The organism is Pseudomonas sp. NA-150 (genome assembly GCF_044336365.1).
Classification (GTDB): Bacteria; Pseudomonadota; Gammaproteobacteria; order Pseudomonadales; family Pseudomonadaceae; genus Aquipseudomonas.
In genome coordinates, this window is sequence record NZ_CP172305.1 from 2,526,885 (window position 1) to 2,545,998 (window position 19,114).

16 protein-coding genes are annotated in these 19,114 nt (G+C 60.0%); 7 read left to right on the forward strand and 9 right to left on the reverse strand.

Features of this window, described 5'->3' with window-relative positions; genetic code table 11:
* The first annotated feature begins 83 nt into the window (after positions 1 to 83).
* Positions 84 to 698 (forward strand): TetR/AcrR family transcriptional regulator, encoded by a 615-nt coding sequence (locus ACF0H7_RS12090; protein WP_397452984.1) that lies wholly within the window; start codon positions 84 to 86, stop codon positions 696 to 698.
* Here the strand turns inward: ACF0H7_RS12090 and ACF0H7_RS12095 are convergent.
* Positions 695 to 1,519 (reverse strand): enoyl-CoA hydratase/isomerase family protein, encoded by an 825-nt coding sequence (locus ACF0H7_RS12095; protein ID WP_397452985.1) that lies wholly within the window; start codon positions 1,517 to 1,519, stop codon positions 695 to 697. The two genes, ACF0H7_RS12090 and ACF0H7_RS12095, sit on opposite strands and share 4 nt — an antisense overlap.
* Positions 1,520 to 1,659: 140 nt before the next feature.
* Here ACF0H7_RS12095 and ACF0H7_RS12100 point away from each other — a divergent pair, with 140 nt between their 5' ends.
* Entirely contained in the window at positions 1,660 to 2,085 is a 426-nt protein-coding gene (locus ACF0H7_RS12100) for an organic hydroperoxide resistance protein (RefSeq protein ID WP_397452986.1), read from the forward strand.
* A 121-nt stretch (positions 2,086 to 2,206) separates the two neighbouring features.
* Here ACF0H7_RS12100 and ACF0H7_RS12105 read toward each other — a convergent pair whose 3' ends face one another.
* The 7 genes from ACF0H7_RS12105 to ACF0H7_RS12135 all read right to left on the reverse strand — a co-directional run bounded on the left by ACF0H7_RS12105 (position 2,207) and on the right by ACF0H7_RS12135 (position 11,214).
* Complete coding sequence (locus ACF0H7_RS12105) at positions 2,207 to 3,313, reverse strand: hypothetical protein (protein WP_397453883.1); 1,107 nt, start codon at positions 3,311 to 3,313, stop codon at positions 2,207 to 2,209.
* A 169-nt stretch (positions 3,314 to 3,482) separates the two neighbouring features.
* The gene (locus ACF0H7_RS12110; RefSeq protein WP_397452987.1) at positions 3,483 to 5,126 is read right to left on the reverse strand and encodes a dipeptide ABC transporter ATP-binding protein; all 1,644 of its coding nucleotides are present in this window, start codon (positions 5,124 to 5,126) and stop codon (positions 3,483 to 3,485) included.
* A 2-nt stretch (positions 5,127 to 5,128) separates the two neighbouring features.
* On the reverse strand, positions 5,129 to 5,965 hold the full coding sequence (locus tag ACF0H7_RS12115; protein ID WP_397452988.1) for an ABC transporter permease: 837 nt from the start codon (positions 5,963 to 5,965) through the stop codon (positions 5,129 to 5,131).
* Complete coding sequence (locus tag ACF0H7_RS12120) at positions 5,962 to 6,915, reverse strand: ABC transporter permease (RefSeq protein WP_397452989.1); 954 nt, start codon at positions 6,913 to 6,915, stop codon at positions 5,962 to 5,964. The genes ACF0H7_RS12115 and ACF0H7_RS12120 overlap by 4 nt, the downstream gene beginning before the upstream one ends.
* Positions 6,916 to 6,984: 69 nt before the next feature.
* Positions 6,985 to 8,619 (reverse strand): ABC transporter substrate-binding protein, encoded by a 1,635-nt coding sequence (locus tag ACF0H7_RS12125; RefSeq protein WP_397452990.1) that lies wholly within the window; start codon positions 8,617 to 8,619, stop codon positions 6,985 to 6,987.
* 419 nt (positions 8,620 to 9,038) lie between these two features.
* Complete coding sequence (locus tag ACF0H7_RS12130) at positions 9,039 to 10,265, reverse strand: M24 family metallopeptidase (protein ID WP_397452991.1); 1,227 nt, start codon at positions 10,263 to 10,265, stop codon at positions 9,039 to 9,041.
* A 52-nt stretch (positions 10,266 to 10,317) separates the two neighbouring features.
* The gene (locus ACF0H7_RS12135) at positions 10,318 to 11,214 is read right to left on the reverse strand and encodes a hypothetical protein (protein WP_397452992.1); all 897 of its coding nucleotides are present in this window, start codon (positions 11,212 to 11,214) and stop codon (positions 10,318 to 10,320) included.
* A 138-nt stretch (positions 11,215 to 11,352) separates the two neighbouring features.
* Here ACF0H7_RS12135 and ACF0H7_RS12140 point away from each other — a divergent pair, with 138 nt between their 5' ends.
* The gene (locus tag ACF0H7_RS12140; protein ID WP_397452993.1) at positions 11,353 to 12,264 is read left to right on the forward strand and encodes a LysR family transcriptional regulator; all 912 of its coding nucleotides are present in this window, start codon (positions 11,353 to 11,355) and stop codon (positions 12,262 to 12,264) included.
* Here the strand turns inward: ACF0H7_RS12140 and ACF0H7_RS12145 are convergent.
* The gene (locus ACF0H7_RS12145; protein ID WP_397452994.1) at positions 12,205 to 13,440 is read right to left on the reverse strand and encodes an MFS transporter; all 1,236 of its coding nucleotides are present in this window, start codon (positions 13,438 to 13,440) and stop codon (positions 12,205 to 12,207) included. The genes ACF0H7_RS12140 and ACF0H7_RS12145 overlap by 60 nt on opposite strands.
* 443 nt (positions 13,441 to 13,883) lie before the next feature.
* On the opposite strand from ACF0H7_RS12145, the gene ACF0H7_RS12150 reads away from it, so the two are divergent.
* The 4 genes from ACF0H7_RS12150 (at position 13,884) to ACF0H7_RS12165 (ending at position 19,052) form a co-directional block, all read left to right on the forward strand.
* Positions 13,884 to 14,834: a LysR substrate-binding domain-containing protein gene (locus tag ACF0H7_RS12150; protein WP_397452995.1), complete on the forward strand. Its 951-nt coding sequence runs from the start codon at positions 13,884 to 13,886 to the stop codon at positions 14,832 to 14,834.
* A 133-nt stretch (positions 14,835 to 14,967) separates the two neighbouring features.
* On the forward strand, positions 14,968 to 16,392 hold the full coding sequence (aldA, locus tag ACF0H7_RS12155) for an aldehyde dehydrogenase (RefSeq protein ID WP_397452996.1): 1,425 nt from the start codon (positions 14,968 to 14,970) through the stop codon (positions 16,390 to 16,392).
* A gap of 130 nt (positions 16,393 to 16,522) precedes the next feature.
* The gene (locus ACF0H7_RS12160; RefSeq protein WP_397452997.1) at positions 16,523 to 17,833 is read left to right on the forward strand and encodes a nitrate/nitrite transporter; all 1,311 of its coding nucleotides are present in this window, start codon (positions 16,523 to 16,525) and stop codon (positions 17,831 to 17,833) included.
* A gap of 1 nt (position 17,834) precedes the next feature.
* A complete protein-coding gene (locus ACF0H7_RS12165) occupies positions 17,835 to 19,052 on the forward strand; it encodes a mandelate racemase/muconate lactonizing enzyme family protein (protein WP_397452998.1) in 1,218 nt (405 codons plus the stop codon).
* Positions 19,053 to 19,114 lie beyond the last annotated feature (62 nt).

Below are 19,114 nucleotides of genomic sequence, written 5' to 3' on the forward strand. Positions count from 1 at the left end.
CCGGTTGTTGCATAGTGATTACTATGAAATACAGATGCTAGGTTTTTGCTTCGAAGCCGTCAACTCATTTAGTATTGATCACTATGAAAGAGAACTTACCCCAAACTCCGCGTAAAACCGGGCGTCCTTTATCGTTCGATCGAGCGCTGGCGCTGGACGCGGCCATGCGCGTGTTCTGGAGTCGCGGCTACGAGGCGGCGTCGATCAGCGACTTGATCGCGGCGATGGGCATCACGCCGCCGAGCCTGTACACCGCGTTTGGCGACAAGCAGCGGCTGTTCCTCGAAGCCGTACACCGCTACCAGAATCGCCCCGGTCTGGATTTGCACTCGGCGCTGGACAACGCGCCAACCGCCCGCGACGCGGTGAGGCTGGTGCTGTTCGCCGCCGCCGTGCAGCAAACCCGCAGCGATTTGCCGCAAGGTTGCCTGCTGATGAGTGCCGCCGTGACCTCGCCGCCAGCCAACGAGGTACACCAGGCCATCGTGCAGCTTCGTCAGAGTGTCGAAACCAGTCTGAAGGCGCGAATCCAACGCGGGATCGATGAAGGCGAGTTACCGGCAGGCAGCGATGCCGCTGCGCTCGCTGGTTTCTACCTGACGGTGATCCAAGGCATGTCGGTGCAGGCGCGCGACGGTGCGGGTCGCGACAAGTTGCAGTCTGTGGCCGAGGCCGCTTTACGGGCCTGGCCGACTTAGTCTGGAAAGCGCGCCACCTGGGTCCCCAGTTCGCGTTCCATCAGGCTGTCGACCTGGCCGCCGTTGTCCATCATCCACTGCACCCGTTCGAGGGTCTGTGCTGAGTTCATGTCGGCGCCGAAACGCTGTGATTCATTAATCAACGCCGCCGGGTGCGCAGGGCTGACCTGGTCCACCACCGCTTTGACATGGGCAATGCCGCTGGCCGGGAAGCTGGCGATACGGCGTGCCAGGGTCATGCAGAGTTCTTCGAGTTGCGCATCGGGCACGGCGCGGTTGATCCAGCCGTACTGCGCGGCGGTATCGGCATCGAAATCATCGCCGCCCAAACAGACTTCCAGCGCCCGGCCTCGGCCCAACAGTTGGCTCAAGCGCACCGTGCCACCGGCGCCGGGCAATAGCCCCACGGCGATTTCCGGTTGGCCGAGCACGGCGTTTTCCCGCGAAGCAAAGCGCATGTCCAACGCCAACAGAAACTCGCTACCCGCGCCCCGGGCACGTCCGCGCAACTCGCCGATGGTCACCTGTGGCAGACGGCTGAAGCGGGTAAACAGTTGGCTCATCAAGCTGGCCTGACCCTCCGGCAACGGCGGGCCAGGCTGGGTCAACTGGCTGCCGAGATCGTAGTGGGCGATAAAGAACGCCGGGTTGGCGCTGCGGAAAATCACCACCCTGGTTTCCGTGTCGGCTTCCAGAGCCTTGGCCAGCTTCAGTAAATCGATGAACAGCTCGCGGTCCATCAGGTTGATCGGCGGATGATCGAACTGGATGACGGACACGCCCTGGTGATCAGTGCGGCTAAAGGTTTTGTAATCGCTCATGCGCTTCTCCTGACGGGAGCTAGACTATCCGGGGCTGTCGGTCAGGAGGACAAGTTTCATTCATTGCGGTGATGGCGCGGCTGATCCCCTGCACAGCAGCTCGTATCCACTTTTCAATCAAAATGAGAAGGATAAGAAAAATGGCTCCTGACAAAGTTCTATATGTTGCCCACTCAACCGCCACCGGCGGCCGTGACGGCAAGGCGCTGTCCTCTGATGGCATCCTGGACGTTAAACTCACCACGCCAAAAGAGCTGGGCGGTGGCGGCGGTGACGGCACCAACCCTGAACAGCTGTTTGCTGCGGGGTATGCCGCCTGTTTCATCGGCGCCATGAAGTTCGCGGCCATGCGCGACAAAATTGCTATCTCGAAGGATGTATCGGTGGAAGGCGTGGTCGGCGTCGGCCCGACAGCCACCGGTTTTGCGATTACCGTTGAGTTGAAAGTGTCGCTGCCGGGGATGGATAAAGCAGTAGCCCAAGACCTGATCAACCGCGGTCATGTGGTGTGCCCGTACTCGAATGCCACGCGCGGCAACGTCGACGTGAAACTGACTCTCGTCTAAAACCGTGCAACACCCTTTGTAGGAGCCAATTTGTTGGCGAGAAGCTTGACGCGGTGTGTCAATAACAGCGCCTCGCGAACAAGTTCGCTCCTACAGGGGATCGCACATCAATCTAGATCGACTAGAAGTAAAACCCGATGTTGGTGTACAGCTGGTTTTCCCACTGATTGCTGCCACCCGCACCCAGGCTCTGGGTGTAGCTGCTGCCGCCAATGAACGGGTCGTTTTTGCCGAAGATCCATTCGGAGGCGATGTAGAACTTGCCCACCGAGAACGAGGTACCGAAAATCGCCCGTTGCGAGGTTTTGAAGTCGTCGCCGGACTTGTCGAAGCCACTGTAGTTGGCGTACACGGTGATGCCGCTGATCAGGTCGGCCAGGTATTTGCCCTGAATGTCATAGCTCAGGTCGGCGACGTACAGGTTGCCCCGGGCGGCGACGTTGTAGGTGCCGTCGTAACCCCCGAAGGTCACCAGGTCGGTGTTGCCAGGGTTGCGGGGTGACATCTGCTGACGCGCCGCTTGCAGTTGCACGCCCCACGGGCCGTTCTTGCCTTTGTAGTGCAGGGCGATGTCGTTGCGGCGGCCGTCTTCGTCGGTGTCGCTGTTTTTCAGGGTGGAGGTCAGGCCCGAGATACCGACTTCGGATTTCCAGTTACCCAGGTCCATGGCCTTGGCAATCCGCAGCACCACGGTATTGCGCTCCTGGTTGTTGCTGCCGTCGGCGACGTAGCTGTCAGCGTTGGAGACCACGCTGGAGTAGGTGTCACCCTTGCTGGTGCCCTTGCCTTGCCACGCCGGACGCAGGTAGTAACCGGTCTGGATGTTCCAGTCGCCGCTCTGTTGAATGTATTTCACCCCCACTTGCTCGACGTCTTCCAGGCCCGCTACGTTGCCCAGGGTTTCGTAGAAGGTGCTGCCGAAATACGGCTGCAAGCCGAACGGCACCTGGTTCAAACCCACTTGCACCTGTTGATTCGGGTTGAACTTGTAGCCGACCCAGGCCGACTCGGCGAACTGCACCGCACCGACGTGGTTGGTGTACTGGTAGGGGTACGCACGGCCGTAAAAACGGTACTTGGCGTTGGCGATCCAGGTGTCGGAGGTGTACTTGGCTGTGAGAAACGCGGTATCGAAGTTGAACTTCTGGATGTCGCGGTCAGGATCGTAGTCCCAGCGCGCACGGATCGCGCCACCCAGGTCGAGGTTGTCGGTGACCTGGATCGCCATGGCCGGGGCGGCCAGGGTACCCAACAGAGGGATCAGCGAAAGCGAGCGCAGGGCGCGGCGTGAGTTCGTGTGCACAGTGTTTGCTCCGTATTTTTTAGGTTTTTTTTGGCAACAGCAATCCCGGCCGCAGCAACACTGCGGCATGGACTAAACGGGTAAAAAGCTTGAATCAGTGGTGGGTGATGCTCCGACCAAGTGGTTCGGCATCCGCCTCTAACGCCGCCAACGACGCACCGGGCGCCGCCGCCAGGAGGGTCTGGGTGTAGGCGTGTTGCGGCCGCAACAACACTTGCTCGGCACTGCCGTACTCCACCACTTCGCCCTGGCGCATCACCGCGATGGAATCGCTGATCTGCGCCGCCACGCGCAGGTCGTGAGTGATGAACAAGATGCTCAGGTTGAGCTTCTGCTGAAGGTCGGCCAGCAGTTCCAGCACCTGTTTCTGCACCGAGACATCGAGTGCCGATACGCTTTCGTCGGCGATCAACACCTCGGGCTGCATCGCCAGTGCGCGGGCGATGCAGATCCGTTGCCGCTGTCCACCGGAGAACTGCCGGGGTTTGCGATTCAGGGCGTCGCGCTTGAGACCGACCTGTTCCAGCAGATCGCCGGCTTCGGCCCAGGCTGCGGATTTCGACAAGCCGCGCAGGCGTGCGGCGCGGGCGATGATGTCGCCCACCCTGTGCCGTGGGTTGAGCGAGCCGTAGGGGTCCTGGAAAATCATCTGGATCCGCCGACGTTCGCTGGACAGGGTGCGGTCGTTAAGGGCAAGGAAGTCAGTGTTGCCCAGCCACACATGGCCGCTGTCACTGTCGATCAAACGCATGGCGACCTTGACCAGGGTGCTCTTGCCGGAGCCAGACTCGCCAACGATGGTCAGGGTCTTGCCGCGAGGCAGTTGCAGCGAAACATCCTTAAGGGCCGCGACCGTGCGCCCGCCAACGTTGTAGGTCTTGTTCAGGTGCTCGATGCGCAGGGCGATGTCGCCGTCAGCGCAAGGGACGTGCAATTCAGGATTGAGCTGCGGCACGGCGTTGATCAGCTTGCGGGTGTAGGGGTGCTTCGGCGCATTCAGTACTTGATCGCGCTCGCCGATCTCGACCATTTTGCCGCCTTCCATCACCGCGATGCGGTCGGCAATTTCCGCGACCACACCGAAGTCGTGAGTGATGAACAGAATGCCGTGCTGACCACGACCGCGCAGTTCGCGCACCAGCGACAACACCTGCGCCTGCGTGGTCACATCGAGGGCGGTGGTGGGTTCATCGGCGATCAACAGATCCGGGTTCATCGCCAGCGCCATGGCAATCACCACCCGCTGGCACTGGCCACCGGACAGTTGGTGCGGATAGCTGTTGGCGATGCGCGGCGGCTCGGGCAGGTGGGTCGATTCGAGCAGTGCGATCATGCGTTCATGACGCTCTGCCGGACTCATCTGTGGCGCATGGATTTCGAAGATTTCTTCCACCTGACGCCCAATGCGGATCGCCGGGTTGAGCGCGGCCATCGGCTCCTGGAAGATCATCGAGATGCGGTTGCCACGCAGGTTGCGCAGTTGCTTTTCGCCCATCTGGCACACATCGTCGCCAAGGAAATCGATGCTGCCCTGGCTGTGGCGCAGGCCTTTGGCGTAGTCGCCCATGATCGCCCCGGACAGCACCGATTTACCGGAGCCGGATTCGCCGATCACGCAGAGGATTTCACCCTTGCGCACGTCGAAGCTGATGTCGTGGACCGCGTGGTTGCGGTCGGCACCGGCGGGCAGTTCGATGGACAAGCCTTGCACGCGCAGTACTTGTTGTGGGTTGCTCATGCTCAACTCCTTGTGCCTTTCTGGGCGTTTTCATCCAGACCGTCGGCCAGCAGGCTGAGGCCCAGCATCAGGGTGGAGATGGCAATGCAGGGGAAGATCACCAGGTGCGGGAAGGCCACGGCCATGCTCCGGCCTTCGTTGATCATGCCGCCCCAGTCTGGAGTCGGTGGCGGCAGACCGAGGCCGAGGAAACCGAGGGCACCGATCATGATTGCGGTGTAGCCGATGCGCAGGCAGAAATCGACGATCAGCGGACCGCCACAGTTCGGCAGGATTTCCACCAGCATGATCCGGGTCGCGCTTTCGCCTTGGGTGATGGCGCTTAGCACGTAGTCCCGCGAACGAATGTCGATGGTCAGCGCGCGCATGATGCGAAAGATTGCCGGGGCGCTGGTGAAGGTCACGGCGATCAGAATGTTCAGCGCCGAAGCGCCGAGGGCAATGATGATTACGATGTACAACACCAGCACCGGGAACGACAGCACGGTGTCGGCGACGTAGGACAGCACCGAGTCGGTCCAGCCTTTGAAGTAGCCGGCGCACAGGCCCATGGCGATGCCAACGGTGAAGGCGGTGAGCGTTGCCAGGGTTGACCAGAACAACACCGTGCGAGTGCCCCAGATCAAGCGCGAGAGCACGTCGCGGCCGAGCACGTCGGTGCCCATCAGGAAACGCAGGCCAGTGTCATCCGGGGTCAGTGGTGTCAGCAATGGAGTGAAGCTTTCCAGCGGGTCATGGGGCGCCAGCCATGGCGCGAACAATGCCATGCAGACCCAGCCGCCGACCAGCAACAAGCCCAGCGCCGCAAGCGGGCTTTTGAAGGCGCGTAGAAGATTCATTGGGCACCTCCGCCGATGCTGCTTAAGGTGATGCGTGGGTTGAGCCAGGTGTAGGCCAGGTCGGAGAAAATCTTGGTGGTGCCGACTACCAGGCCACTGACCATGGCGCAGGCTTCGATCAGGTACACGTCATGGTTCAGCGAGGCGGTGTAGAGCAGCGAGCCGAAGCCTTTGTAGGCGAAAAACACCTCGACCACGATCACGTTCGACAGCAGCCACGGGATGTACAGCATGATCACCGTCACCGGGGCGATGAGGGCGTTGCGCAGCGCATGCTTCAACACGATGCGCGATGTCGACGCACCTTTGAGCCGCGCGGTGCGGATGTACGGCGCCTGCATCACTTCGACCATCGAGGCACGGGTGATCCGCGCCAGGTAGCCGACGCCGAACAGGCTCAACACCATCAATGGCATGGCCAGTTCCAGGACGTTGAAGCCATCGCTCATGCTGCTCACACCCGGCAGCCAGTTGAGCCAGAAGACGAAGATCGCCGAGACAAACACCGCGCTGGCAAAGTCGGGAATCGAGGTGGTGACGATCGCCAGGAATGACACCAGCCGGTCCACGGCCGAGCCCTGACGAATACCGGCCAGCACGCCAAGGGTCAACGCTACCGGCACGATCACCAGCAGCGCGAGACCAGCGAGGATCAGGGTTTGCCCAAGGTTGGGCAGCAACAGGTCGATCACCGGCGCACGGAAGTGCACCGAGGTGCCCCAGTTGCCAGAGATGAAGTCTTTCAGCCACACCAGATAGCGCCAGACGAAGGGCTGGTTGTAGCCATGTTCCATCAGCCACGCCGCGCGTTGGTCGGGAGCGGAGTAGGGGCCGAGGACGTTGGTGGCAACGTCTTCGATGTTCAGTTCAAGGGCGAAAAACACGATCAGGGACACTGACAATAAAGTCGCTGCCAGGGCCAGTAGCTTGCGCCACAGAAAGTCAGCCATGTATGCATGCTCCGGCTAAAGAAGTTGCTGGCTCGCCGCACCTGGGTGGGCGAGCTCATTTTTTGCGGATCAGGCGCTTAACCAGGTCTCATCCACCGGGTAGAACAGCGAAGGCTGAATCTTGAACCCCTGAACCTTCTGGCTGGTGACCGTAAAGTTGTCACCCCAGAACGGCTGAACCATGACGCTGGCGTCTTGCAGGATCTGCTCGACGTTTTGCATGGCGACGGCGCGCTGTTTGGGATCGACGATGCCCATCGCCTTGTCCAGCGCGGCATCGAATGCCGGGTCGCTATAATGGCTTTCGTTCCAGGCGGCGCCGCTGCGGTAGGCCAACTCCAGCGACATCACGCCCAGTGGACGGTGAGCCCAGTAGGTGAGGCTGAACGCGGCCTTGTCCCAAATCGGCCAGTACTGGGTGGCAGGGATCACTTTGAGGTTGATCCGGATCCCGGCTTCGGCGCAGTTCTGTTGCAGAATCTGCGCGCAGTCCTGCTCGTAACGACCTTGGGTATTGCCGACGATCAGGTCGATATCGATACCGTTCGGATGCCCGGCTTCGGCCAGCAGCGCCTTGGCCTTGGCGATGTCACGCGGACGTTTCGGTAGGGGGAAGTATTCCGGGTGCGACGGCGCAACGTGGTGGTCTTCGGCCAGGGTACCCATGCCGCGATAGGCGATTTTGAGCATTTTTTCGTTGTCGGCACAGAGCACCACGGCCTTGCGGATGCGCACGTCGTCGAACGGCTTTTGATCGCAAGCCATGCGCATCACTACGGTTTGCGCGGATTTACCGGTCAGCAGTTTGGCGTTGGGCAGACGCTTGGCCAGGTCCAGTTCGGCCACGGTGATGCGGTACAGCACGTCCACTTGCCCTGCTTGCAGCGCGGCGAGGTGGGTGGAGATATCGGTGCCCATGTCGATGTAGCGCACTTCATCGAGGTAGGCCGGCTTGCGCCAGTAATCGGCGCGGCGAGCGAAGGTCGCCTCTTTGTTGACCGCGAACGAAGTCAACTTGAACGGGCCGGTGCCTACTGGATTTTTCGCCCAGTCGTCACCCGGCTTGAAGCCGCGGTGAACGATGGCGCAGGTGAAGGCGTTGAGCATTTCCGGAATGGCCAGGATCGGCCGCTTCAGCGTCAGCTTGAACTGGTACGGGCTGAGTTTTTCGAAGCCGGTGATGTCCTGGAACGCCGTGCGGTTGACCGACTTGGAGTCGGCAGCGGTCCAGCGTTTGAAGTTGTGCTCGACGTCGTCGGCGTTGAACTCGTCGCCGTTGCTCCACTTGATGCCCTGGCGCAGATTGAAGGTCCACTCCTTGAGGTCATCCGAGGGCTTCCAGCTTTCTGCCAGATAGGGTTGGGTGATGTTGTCGACGTCGACCCAGGTCAGGTATTCCAGTGAGTTGCGGATCAGGTTCGAGGCTTCGATCCAGGTGATCAGCATTGGGTCCTGGATTTCCTGAATGGCGCAAGCGAAACGCAGGCTGCCACCACTGCGCGGGGTCAGGGCTTCACCGGCCTGGGCCGGACTGCTCAGCAAGGCCGAGCCGACGAAGCTGCTGGCGGTGGCTGCGGTGATGCCCAGCAGGGTGGCGGTGTGCAGGAATTGACGACGGCTGATCTGGCCGCTTTTGGCTTGGGTGCACAGCGCTGCTACGGCTGGATGCGGCGCGGAGCCGTCCAGGGTCTTTAAGTCTTTCATGAGCCTCTCCGAAACGTGGGCGTTGATGCGTGTTCGATGGGTGCAACGAAACGGCAACTAGCGCTGTCTGGCGTGGATAAAACCGGCGCAGGACAGACGTGGCGTTGGCAGCAGAGCAAAGCGCGGAGCGTTCAGGAGGCGGAACGTGGGATAGGACGACATAGGGCAGCTCTCATGTTGTTTTTATTTGAGATGTCCGCAGTTTTGTCATCTCGCCGGTTCTGAACAAACGATAAATTCAGCGAGCAAACGTTCGGAAAACGCATATTACTCATCGTCCTGCCCATCCAGACGCGTTCCTGATGTCTAACCCGATCCCCTGTAGGAGCTGCCGAAGGCTGCGAAGGGCCTCCAGTCGCACGTTGATCTTGCGATCGAATCGCAGCCTGCGGCAGCTCCTACAGTGAGTTTTCGGTCAGTTACCTCGGCAACAAACGCGGATCGAACGGGTAATCCGAGAGCAGTTCAATGCCGTTTTCGTGGATGTAAATCTGTTCCTCCAGCTTGACCCCTTCACCCCCGGCGTCGTGGCCGATGTAGCTCTCCACACAAATGGTCATGCCGGCTTCGAACACACCGTCGTAGCCCAGTGAATCGATGTCTTCGCGGTGCACCACGTAGGGGTATTCACCGGTCATGCCAACCCCGTGGACCAGGGCGAAATAACGGTTGGCCTTGTAGTTGTCGGGGATGCGCCAGGCCAATTCCGCGTATTCCTTGAAGCTACGGCCGGCCTTGAGCATTTCGACGTTGGTCTGCACTTGTTCGTAGGCCAGCTTGTACAGTTCCTGCTGTTTGGCGGTGGCGGCTTGCTCGCCGCAGAGGAAGGTGCGGGAGAAGTCAGCGTAGTAGCCGAAGCGACCGACCACGTCGGTGTCCAAGGCCACCAGGTCACCGGCTTCGATAGGGCGGGTGCTGCATTCCTGGAACCATGGGTTGGTGCGCGGGCCGGAAGACAGCAGGCGGGTCTCCACGTAGTCGCCGTCGGTGGCGATCACGTGTTGGTGCAAGTGCGACCACAGTTCGTTCTCGGTGATGCCGGGCACCAACTTGCTTTCCATGAGCTTCACGCCAGCTTCGGTGGCGCGCAGGCTGGCGCGGATCATCTTCAGTTCGTTGGGCACTTTGATACAGCGTGCGCGTTCCAGCGGTTCCTGAGCGTCGAACACTTGATAGCCGAGTTTTTGCAATTCGAACGCGGCGGCTGAGGTCGCGCTCTCGATGGCGATGCGTTTGCCACCGCCACATTTGCGCACCAGATCGTCGATCTCGGCGGCCCAGTCGGCGGTGACGTTGCTCAGGAAGCTGTCGCAGAAGTAGTAGGAGATCGCCTTGGCCGGACGTACTTCGTCGACGGTATTGAGGTTTTCCGCCAAGTGCAGGCAGCCGCCGAATTCGAAAATCACCACGGGGCCTTCGGCCGGGATAAAGGCATAGCGCGCCGGGTTGCGTGCCGAGTAGACCTGCATGTTGCGCGAGCCGGTGGCGTAACGCATGTGGGTCGGGTCGAACAGGACGCAGGCGGCGTAGTCGCGCTTTTTCAGTTCGTTGCGCACCCGTTGCAGGCGGTCCAGCTGAATTTGCTGGATCTCGGCATCGGTGGGTTCGCAATCAATCAGCGCACGTTTAGGGCCGGACAGACTCATGGGGGTTCCTCGCAGGACAGATACGGTTAGAGATTTCGTTATTTTTTAGCGATCAATCGAGCAGTGCGTCGCTGCGCACCAGGTTGCGTTCGGCTTGCAAATGCGCTTCGGACAGGCGTCCGTAAAGCTGTTTGGTGCGTTGCGCACGGCCAATGATTCCGGGCTTCTCCGAGTAGGCGAAGATCGCCGTATTGCGCTCGATGGCGCCCTCGACGCGGGTTACCCGGTGCACCGAGAAACGGCCTTTGAATATCTGCAAATCACCCGGATTGAGTTCGAGCACTTTCACCCGGCTGTGGTCTTCACCGCGCACCACCTTGCCCACTGCGCCGAGGTTTTCCTGGCTGCGCGAGCGGATCATTGGCGCGTACTCGAACATGCCGCCGGCTTCGGGCTTCTGGGTCATCATGCTGACGATGAATTCGTTGGTGTCGAAATGCCAAGGCTGCTCGGTGCCGTCGGGCATGACGTTAATCACCAGTCCGGCGAAAGGGTCGGCGTATTCGAAAATCTCGGTCTCGTTCAGACAGGCGCAGATGAAGCGCTTCATCATCGGTGACACGTACAGCCGATGAATGAGGGTGTCGGGGGCGATCATGTCGCGGGTCACGAAGCCGCTGGTGCGCTCCATGAATGTGCGGCGTGGGTCATCTTGAGGCAGTGAGGTGTCGTCTTCGGTGAAGTAGGCGTTGACCTTGCGCACTGAATAAAAAGTCTTGCCCGACAACGCCTGACCTTCGGCCCGCGCCTGTTCCAGTACCTCGGGGCGCAGGAAATTCTTCAGCAGGCAGCAACCATCGGCCGCCAGTTCGGCCCGAGCGTGGTCGATCAGTGCCTGTAATTGAACATGGCCCGAATCATGTATGGGGTATAGATCGGTGTTGATGATATCGCTGATGTCGCCCACTTCGGCATCTGCAAGTTGAAGGGTCGCAAGTTGAAGGGTCATTGGCGGCTCCTGAAGATAAGTTGTTGATGTCCCGGAGCAGGTCTGCAAGTTACCCCGGCGATGGCTGGATAGTTACTTAAAGCCGCAGGGAGTGGAAATTATGAGTTGTGATCGAATCCATCGGCAGAGGCGATAGTTATGTCGGGTAATCTGGATGGCACTTTACTGAAAGTGTTTGTAGCGATAGTCGAATGCCAGGGGTTCTCATCGGCGGCCGAGCGCTTACACAAGACACAATCCACCATCAGTCAAAGTTTGCAGCGCCTGGAAGATATTGTCGGCACGCCGTTAGTGTTTCGTACCAGTCGCACGGTCAGCCTGACGCCCAGTGGCGAGACGTTTCTGATTTACGCGCGGCGCATCCTCAAGCTGCATAGCGAAGCGATCAGCGCCGCGCACTTGCCCACGGATGAGGTGTGCATCCACGTCGGCATGCCTGAGGACTACGCGCAATATTGTCTGGCTGAGGTGCTGCGTGATTTCCGGGCGCAGTTTCCCAAGGTACGCCCGGATGTCTGCTGCGAAATGACCACCGCGCTGGTAGGACGCCTGCAGCGCAGCGAGCTGGATCTGGTGTTGGGCGTGCAGCATGCCAATCAGCAACAGGGCGAGTTTTTGTGTGATGAGCCGCTGGTGTGGGTCACCGCCGAGGGGTGGTCCTACGACGCTTGCGAGTCGGTGCCACTGGCGGTGTATGCCGAGGGCTGTGCTTTTCGGGCTAACGCGGTGGATGCCTTGGCGCAGGCGGGGCGGCCGTGGCATGTGGTCTACACCAGCCAAAGTCCGCGCGGGATCAGTGTCGCGATTGATGGCGGGCACGCAGTGGGCGTGACAGCACGCCGGTTGGTGCCGGACGGCTGGCGGATCCTCGATGAACACGACGGCTTCCCGCCGATGGAGCCGGCGCGACTGATGTTTTGGCGTTCATCCGCGTGCATGGAGCCTGGCCTGGAGGCGCTGGTCGGGATTCTTTGGCGGCAGTTGGGCGCGTCAGGCCTGCCCGCTCAACAGCGAGCGGCGGCGCTGGTGTTGGGTCATCACGCGGAGTAATAGAAGGCTGGCCACTACCCAACAGGCGATCCAGGTGTGGATGATGGCGAACGACTGAGTGCCTTCCAGCAGCAGGCCGCACGCCCAGTTGGAACTGGCGCTGCCCAGTCCATAGCCGACCATGCTCAGGCTCACCACTTGCAGGCTTTGTACGGGTGTCAGGCGCGCACTCAGGTAGGCCGCCATCAAGCCCCATGACGGAAAATAAAACAGCGCAAACAGCCCGGCTGCCAGCCAGACCATGCCCATCGACGGTTGCAGCAGCAGGCCGAGAATCGTCAGGCCGAAGGCGCCCATGCTGATCATCAGCACCCGCAATGCCCCCCAGCGATCAGCCAGAAGCCCCAGCAACAACCCACCCAGTACGCCGCCGAAGCCGATCAGGGTCCATAAGGCGCCGGTGGTCTGTGGGCTGGCGCCGAGACGCTCGGTGATGAACGCTGAGAGGAAATTGAGAAAGGGTCCGCTGATGCAACCGATGAAGGCACTCAGCAGCAGGATATGCACGGCGATGGGCTGTTCCAGACAGATGCGCAGCCATTCGCGTAACACGCTGCGCAGGCTGGGCGCGGCGTGCGGGCGAGGTGAGGCGTTGGCACCGAGCGGCGCCAAGGCCCACAAGGTGAGGAGGGTGACCGCCAAGGTCAATGCGGCGCAGATCAGCCAGAAGCGACTGAGTGAAATGCCGTGCAGCAGGCCAATCAATACCCCGTTCAGGCAAATGGCGAACGCCGCGCCCGACGATGCCAGACCCAATACCCGGCTGCGGTGCGAGGCAGGAATCACTTCGCTGGCGAGAGCCGCGATCGCGTTCCAATTCGACACCGCGCAGGCAGATACAAGCGCCAGGCACAGGGCGAAGGGCAGTACCCAGGGCGTCGCGACGGCCAGGGCCAGCAGCAGCGGGCTGAGGAGCATGGTCAGGCGCACCATGTTCACCGGGCTGAGCCAGGCCGCGGCGACCCCGCTGACAATCGAAGCCCCCATATAAAACAGTTGCAGCACGGCGGCAATAAACGCCGCGTGGCTGTAACTCAACTCAAAGTGTTGGCGAATCTCCGGCAACAGTGCTGAGTACAAAAATATACTGAAACCGTGGGTGGATGCATTGCAGGCGGTAAATATAAACGCTAATAGCCCCAGGCTTCTTTTGGAAGAGTTTACTAATAAAGTCATACAGGCTTCCCAAAAGAGAGCGGGGTTGTTTAAAGGGTCGCAAAGTGGGGCGTTAATTAACGCTATTGCCCAACCAGAGTGCGTCGATGAATGAACGGTTGTTTCGACGCAGGGTTAACGGAGCCTAACGGTTAACTGGCAAAATCGACCAGTGCTTATAATGAATAGTGAGGCTGCGAAATACTCATGCCATTTATACGTGGACGACGGTTTGTTGTTGAAAACGACACTGGCGCGCAACAAACATCCGTAGCCGTCCGGCTTGCCGGCGACAGCGATCTGAGGCGCGCCGACGCCGGCAAGCCGGACTGCGGGAGGCGTCGTCGTTAACATCGGTGATTCAATTTTCTGCTCAGGTCTGCGGCAGAGCCAAAAAGGAATGTTACTCAGCACCACCCGCGTGCCATGCTAATTAGCAGCCACACCTACCGCGAGTAACCTCCTTGAAACGAAAAATGCCCGCGCTGAATGCGCTCAAAGCCTTCGAAGTGGCCGGTAGCACCGGCAGCTTTACCCGCGCAGCGGAGTTGCTCAACGTGACCCAAAGCGCGGTGAGCCGCCAGGTGCGACAGCTGGAAGAGCAGTTGGGCGAAAGCCTGCTGGAGCGGCGTCATCACCATCTGGAGTTGACCAGCGCCGGGCGCGTTTTGCTGCGGGCCTTGCACCAGTCGTTCGACAAGATCGAGCTGACGGTGCGCGGCATTCAGGAAAAAAATCACTCCAATCGCCTGCGGGTCAACGCACCGCCAACCTTTACCAGTCGCTGGCTGATGCCACGTCTCGGACGCCTGCGTCAGCAGCATCCGGGGCTCGAGTTGAGCATCACCACGGCGCTGCACGACAGTCTGGCGGAAACCAGCACCCTGGATTGCGCGATTCGTTTCGGCAACGGCGAATGGGACGGGCTCGACAGTTCGTTGCTGATGCAGGAACGACACATTTCGGTATGTTCCCCCTCGCTGTACGCACGGGAGTCGGGGGACGGCGAGATCGACCTCAATCGCCTGACCTTGCTGCACGTGCTGGCGAACGAAGATCAGCGCTACCTGACCTGGAATCACTGGCTGGACGCGGCGCGGATCACGGGTGTCGATACCCAGCGCGGCTACGAATTCGACCTGCTGGACCTGGCGATCCACGCTGCCATCGATGGCCTGGGCATCACCATCGCCGACTGGAACATGGTGGCCAGCGATCTGGCCTGCGGAAAACTCACCCAAGTGCTGAATGTGCATGTCGATGGTCACCAATCCTACTGGTTGGTGACCCGCCCGGAGCAGACGCAATCTCCCCAAATGCAGCTTTTCAGCCAGTGGCTGGAGGAAGAGATCTGGCTGTCCCGTCGTCAGCTTGAGCCGTCAACCCCCGCGCCAGAGCCTTTGCCGTCGATGTAATCGGCACACGCCCGCTGTTCCCGACTAACATGCGTTTTATGAATTTGTTACGTTTGAAATTATCGTTTGTTCATCCCGGTGCGGACGATAAAACTGCCGACTTCTCACATAAAAAGAGCACGAGAGTCGGCCTATGCCAACCGAGCGAAATTTTGTTAATGGCCAGTTCATCGACGCGGCCAGCGCTGTGTCGATTGCCGTGTACAACCCGGCGACTGAAGCCTTGATCGGCCACGTGTCGGCCGCCACTGCAGAAGAGGCGGTGAGTGCCGTCGATGCCGCGGCCGTCGCCCAGAAAACCTGGGGCAAACTCACCAGTATCGAACGCGCCGAACACCTGCGTGCCTTTGCCGACGCGCTGGACGCTCGCGCCGAAAATATCGGTGTTGCGCTGGCTGCCGAGTCCGGCAAAAGCGTGGCTGATGCCAGCAATGAAGCGCGTTATGCCGCGCAAATCACCCGCTACCACGCCGAATGGGCACGCCGTATCGAAGGCGAAATCATTCCCAGCGATACCCCGAACGAAAACCTGTTGCTGCAACGCGAGCCGATTGGCGTGGTCGCGGCACTGATTCCGTTCAACTACCCGGTTTACACCTTGCTGCGCAAAATCGCTCCGGCGTTGATTGCCGGTAACACGGTGGTGGTGCGGCCGAGCAACAATACGCCGATTTCGGCCTTTGAAATCGCCAAAGCGGTGCAGCAATCTGGCCTGCCAGCGGGTGTGGTCAATATCCTGACCATGGACCACGCCACGGCTGCCAGCGTTTGCACCCACAAAGCGGTAGGCATGATCACCTTGACCGGCAGCGTCAACGCCGGGCGCATCGTGCTCGACTACTGCAAGGCCAACATCGCGAAGCCGTCGCTGGAGCTGGGCGGTAAAACCCCGGCGATCATCGAAGCCGATGCTGACCTTGAAAAAGCCGCCAGCGACATCATCGCGTCCAAGACCACGCATTGTGGTCAGCTGTGTACGGCGGTGGAGCGGGTTTATGTGCAGGAAAGCGTCTACGACCAATTCCTCGCGCTGCTGAAACAGAAAATCAGCGCGGTGAAGTTCGGTGACCGCGCCCTTGAAGCCGGGTCCATGGGACCGTTGGTCAACGCCAGTGCGCGCAATAACATCCATGCGATGGTCGAACGTGCCGTGGCTGAAGGCGCCGTGCTGGAGACCGGTGGCGTGATGCCGCAAGGGCCGGGTTATTTCTACCCGCCGACCCTGCTCAGCGGCTGCCGCCAGGACATGGAAATCATCCAGGAAGAAGTCTTCGGTCCGGTACTGCCGGTACTTAAATACCGCGACATCGATGAAGCGCTGGCCATGGCCAACGATCATCAGTTCGGTCTGTCGTCAGTGCTCTATACCGAGAACTACCGCACCACGATGAAAGTGGCGAATGCCATCGAAGCGGGCGAGTTGTACATCAACCGCACCCCGGCCGATCCGTACCAGGGCTTCCACGCCGGCTGGAAACGTTCGGGGCTGGGCGGCGACGACGGTAAGCACGGAATGCTGGAGTTCACCCAGACGCGTCTGGTCGTAATGAAGTTTTAAGCGCTTCAAGCGACAAGCTGCATGAAGGGATCGCGCCGATTTCACGTGCAGCTTGAAGCTTGCCGCTGCTTCACCCTCTATAAAAATAATGATTTGAGGGGCGCCCAGTGGGTAGCCCGAGGTTCGCTTCATGTCTAAGCCCGCAACTGTTCACGCCCAAGCCACGTCTGCTCTGACCAAGAGCGATAAAGGCAGCCGTTATTTCCAACTGATGCTGCTGGTGCTGGCCGCCGGTGCTATTTACCCCATTCTTTATCTGCGTCAGGTGTACCAGACCACCATGCTGGAGGTGTTCCACATCGATCACAGCCAGTTGGGTTACCTGTACTCGATGCTCGGGACCATCTTCCTTATCAGCTATTTGCCCAGCGGTTGGCTGGCCGACCGTTTGCCGCCGCGCTTTCTGATTTTCTTCTCGTTGGTCGCCACCGGCCTGTTAGGCCTGTGGTATTCCACTGCGCCATCGATGAGCGGCTTGATGATCATCTTCGGTTGCTGGGGCCTGACCACCGGATTGACCTTCTGGGCTTCGGTGCTCAAGCGGGTCAAGATGATTGCCGAACACTCCGAACAGGGTCGTTTCTTCGGCATCCTCGACGGCGGTCGTGGTCTGGTGGAAGCATTGCTGGCCACGGTTGCCCTGGGCCTGTTCGCGTTTGCCACTGAGAGCCGTGGTGAAACGGTGGGCGAAGGCTTCAAACATGTGGTTTACCTGTATTCCTTTACCTGTATCGCCATCGGTTGCGTGCTGGTAATGCTCAAGGACCCGAAATCAGTTGCGGCTGATACAGCGGTCGACAAGCAAAAATACAACCTGCTGCACGACTTGATCACCCTGGTGAAAATCCCCGAGCTGTGGCTGTGCACCGCCATTGTGTTCTGCGGTTATCACATCTTCTGGGCCACCTACAGCTTCTCCGATTACCTGCAAGGCGGTGGCATGACCGCGGTCATGGCCGGCACCATCACCACCATCAAGTTGTGGATGCGTCCGCTGGGCGGCATCGGTGGCGGCTTGCTGGGTGACAAGTTCTCCAACATTTCGGTGCTGATCGTGGCGCTGCTGCTGGCGACCCTGGGCATGCTCGGTCTGGTGGTATTCCCTGCGCTGAACAGCCTTGGACTGTTGATCGGCACAGTAATTTTCATCGGCCTGATGACCTACGCGATTCGCGGTCTGTACTGGGCGATTCTCGATTCCTGCAAGATCCCGCTGCGCATCACCGGTCTGGCCATCGGCATCGTCTCGGTAGTCGGTTACCTGCCGGACACCTTTATTCCGCTGATCAACGGCTACCTTACCGAGCACTACCCGGGTGCCTTTGGTTACCAACTGTATTTCAGTTACATCGCGTTCGTCGGCCTATTGGGGACGCTCGCCGCCCTGGCCCTGCGTGCGCGCATCAATAAATCAATCGCTCATGACAAGGCAGGTGCCTGATATGAAAATCGTGTCCCTTGAAACCCATATCGTTGCCGTGCCGCCACCGCACATTGGTGGGATGTACTGGTTGTTCGTCAAGATCAAGACCGATTGCGGCATCGAAGGCGTCGGCGAAATCTACGCTGCGACCTTTGGCCCGAAAGCCATGCTGCCGATCATTGAGGATGTGTTCGAGCGCTACCTGCTGAACCATGATCCGCACCACATCGAGCGTTTTTTCCGTCAGGCCTATTCCAGCGGTTTCACTCAGCGCCCGGACCTGACCATGATGGGGGTGGTCAGCGGCCTGGAAATGGCCTGCTGGGACATCATCGGCAAGGCGGCGAACAAGCCGGTGTATGAATTGCTGGGTGGCAAGGTTCACGAGAAGCTGCGCTCGTACACCTACCTGTACCCGGTCAACAGCAAGGGCGAGTACGACTACGACGACCCGGACCTGGCAGCCGAGTGCGCGGTGGAAAACATGCAGCGTGGTTTCACCGCGCTGAAGTTCGACCCCGCCGGCCCGTACACCGCTTATTCGGGGCACCAGATCTCGCTGGAAGTGCTGGAGCGTTGCGAGACCTTCTGCCGCAAGATTCGCGAAGCAGTCGGCGACAAGTGCGACCTGCTGTTCGGCACCCACGGGCAGATGGTGCCGTCGTCGGCAATTCGCCTGGCCAAGCGCCTGGAGAAATACGACCCGCTGTGGTTCGAAGAGCCGGTGCCACCAGGCCAGGAAGAGGCCATGGCGCAAGTCGCGGCCAAGACCAGCATTCCGATTGCCACCGGCGAGCGCCTGACCACCAAGTACGAGTTCTTCAAGCTGCTGCAAGCCGGCGGGGCGTCGATCCTGCAAATGAACGTCGCGCGCTGCGGCGGTCTGCTGGAAGCCAAGAAGATCGCCAGCATGGCCGAAGCCTACTACGCGCAAATCGCCCCGCATTTGTACAACGGGCCGATTGGTGCCGCGGCGAGTTTCCAGCTGGCCACCTGCACGCCGAACTTCCTGATCCAGGAAAGCATCATGACCTGGGGCGGTTTCCACGCCGAAGTGCTGACCAAGCCCTTGCAGTGGGAAGACGGCTACATCATCCCGTCCACCGAGCCAGGGCTTGGCGTCGAGCTGAACATGGACGTGGTGCGCAAACATTCGCCGTACACCGGCGAGCGCCTGCACCTGCAAATGGCACCGACGCCGGCCGACGTCAAAGACACCTCGCCGGCCAGAGGCTGATTTAACCATCCCGCCCTGCACAAGGGCGGGCGTGGCACCGATGAAGGTGCCGTCAATGACTT

Bases quoted from the DNA above. Each gene is read 5' to 3' on its own strand.
- ACF0H7_RS12090 (WP_397452984.1), top strand. From the start codon at position 84: ATGAAAGAGAACTTACCCCAAACTCCGCGTAAAACCGGGCGTCCTTTA.
- ACF0H7_RS12110 (WP_397452987.1), bottom strand. From the start codon at position 5,126: ATGAGCAACCCACAACAAGTACTGCGCGTGCAAGGCTTGTCCATCGAA.
- ACF0H7_RS12135 (WP_397452992.1), bottom strand. From the start codon at position 11,214: ATGACCCTTCAACTTGCGACCCTTCAACTTGCAGATGCCGAAGTGGGC.
- aldA (WP_397452996.1), top strand. From the start codon at position 14,968: ATGCCAACCGAGCGAAATTTTGTTAATGGCCAGTTCATCGACGCGGCC.
- ACF0H7_RS12100 (WP_397452986.1), top strand. From the start codon at position 1,660: ATGGCTCCTGACAAAGTTCTATATGTTGCCCACTCAACCGCCACCGGC.
- ACF0H7_RS12095 (WP_397452985.1), bottom strand. From the start codon at position 1,519: ATGAGCGATTACAAAACCTTTAGCCGCACTGATCACCAGGGCGTGTCC.
- ACF0H7_RS12130 (WP_397452991.1), bottom strand. From the start codon at position 10,265: ATGAGTCTGTCCGGCCCTAAACGTGCGCTGATTGATTGCGAACCCACC.
- ACF0H7_RS12140 (WP_397452993.1), top strand. From the start codon at position 11,353: ATGTCGGGTAATCTGGATGGCACTTTACTGAAAGTGTTTGTAGCGATA.
- ACF0H7_RS12120 (WP_397452989.1), bottom strand. From the start codon at position 6,915: ATGGCTGACTTTCTGTGGCGCAAGCTACTGGCCCTGGCAGCGACTTTA.
- ACF0H7_RS12115 (WP_397452988.1), bottom strand. From the start codon at position 5,965: ATGAATCTTCTACGCGCCTTCAAAAGCCCGCTTGCGGCGCTGGGCTTG.
- ACF0H7_RS12125 (WP_397452990.1), bottom strand. From the start codon at position 8,619: ATGAAAGACTTAAAGACCCTGGACGGCTCCGCGCCGCATCCAGCCGTA.
- ACF0H7_RS12145 (WP_397452994.1), bottom strand. From the start codon at position 13,440: ATGACTTTATTAGTAAACTCTTCCAAAAGAAGCCTGGGGCTATTAGCG.
- ACF0H7_RS12160 (WP_397452997.1), top strand. From the start codon at position 16,523: ATGTCTAAGCCCGCAACTGTTCACGCCCAAGCCACGTCTGCTCTGACC.
- ACF0H7_RS12105 (WP_397453883.1), bottom strand. From the start codon at position 3,313: ATGGCGATCCAGGTCACCGACAACCTCGACCTGGGTGGCGCGATCCGT.
- ACF0H7_RS12165 (WP_397452998.1), top strand. From the start codon at position 17,835: ATGAAAATCGTGTCCCTTGAAACCCATATCGTTGCCGTGCCGCCACCG.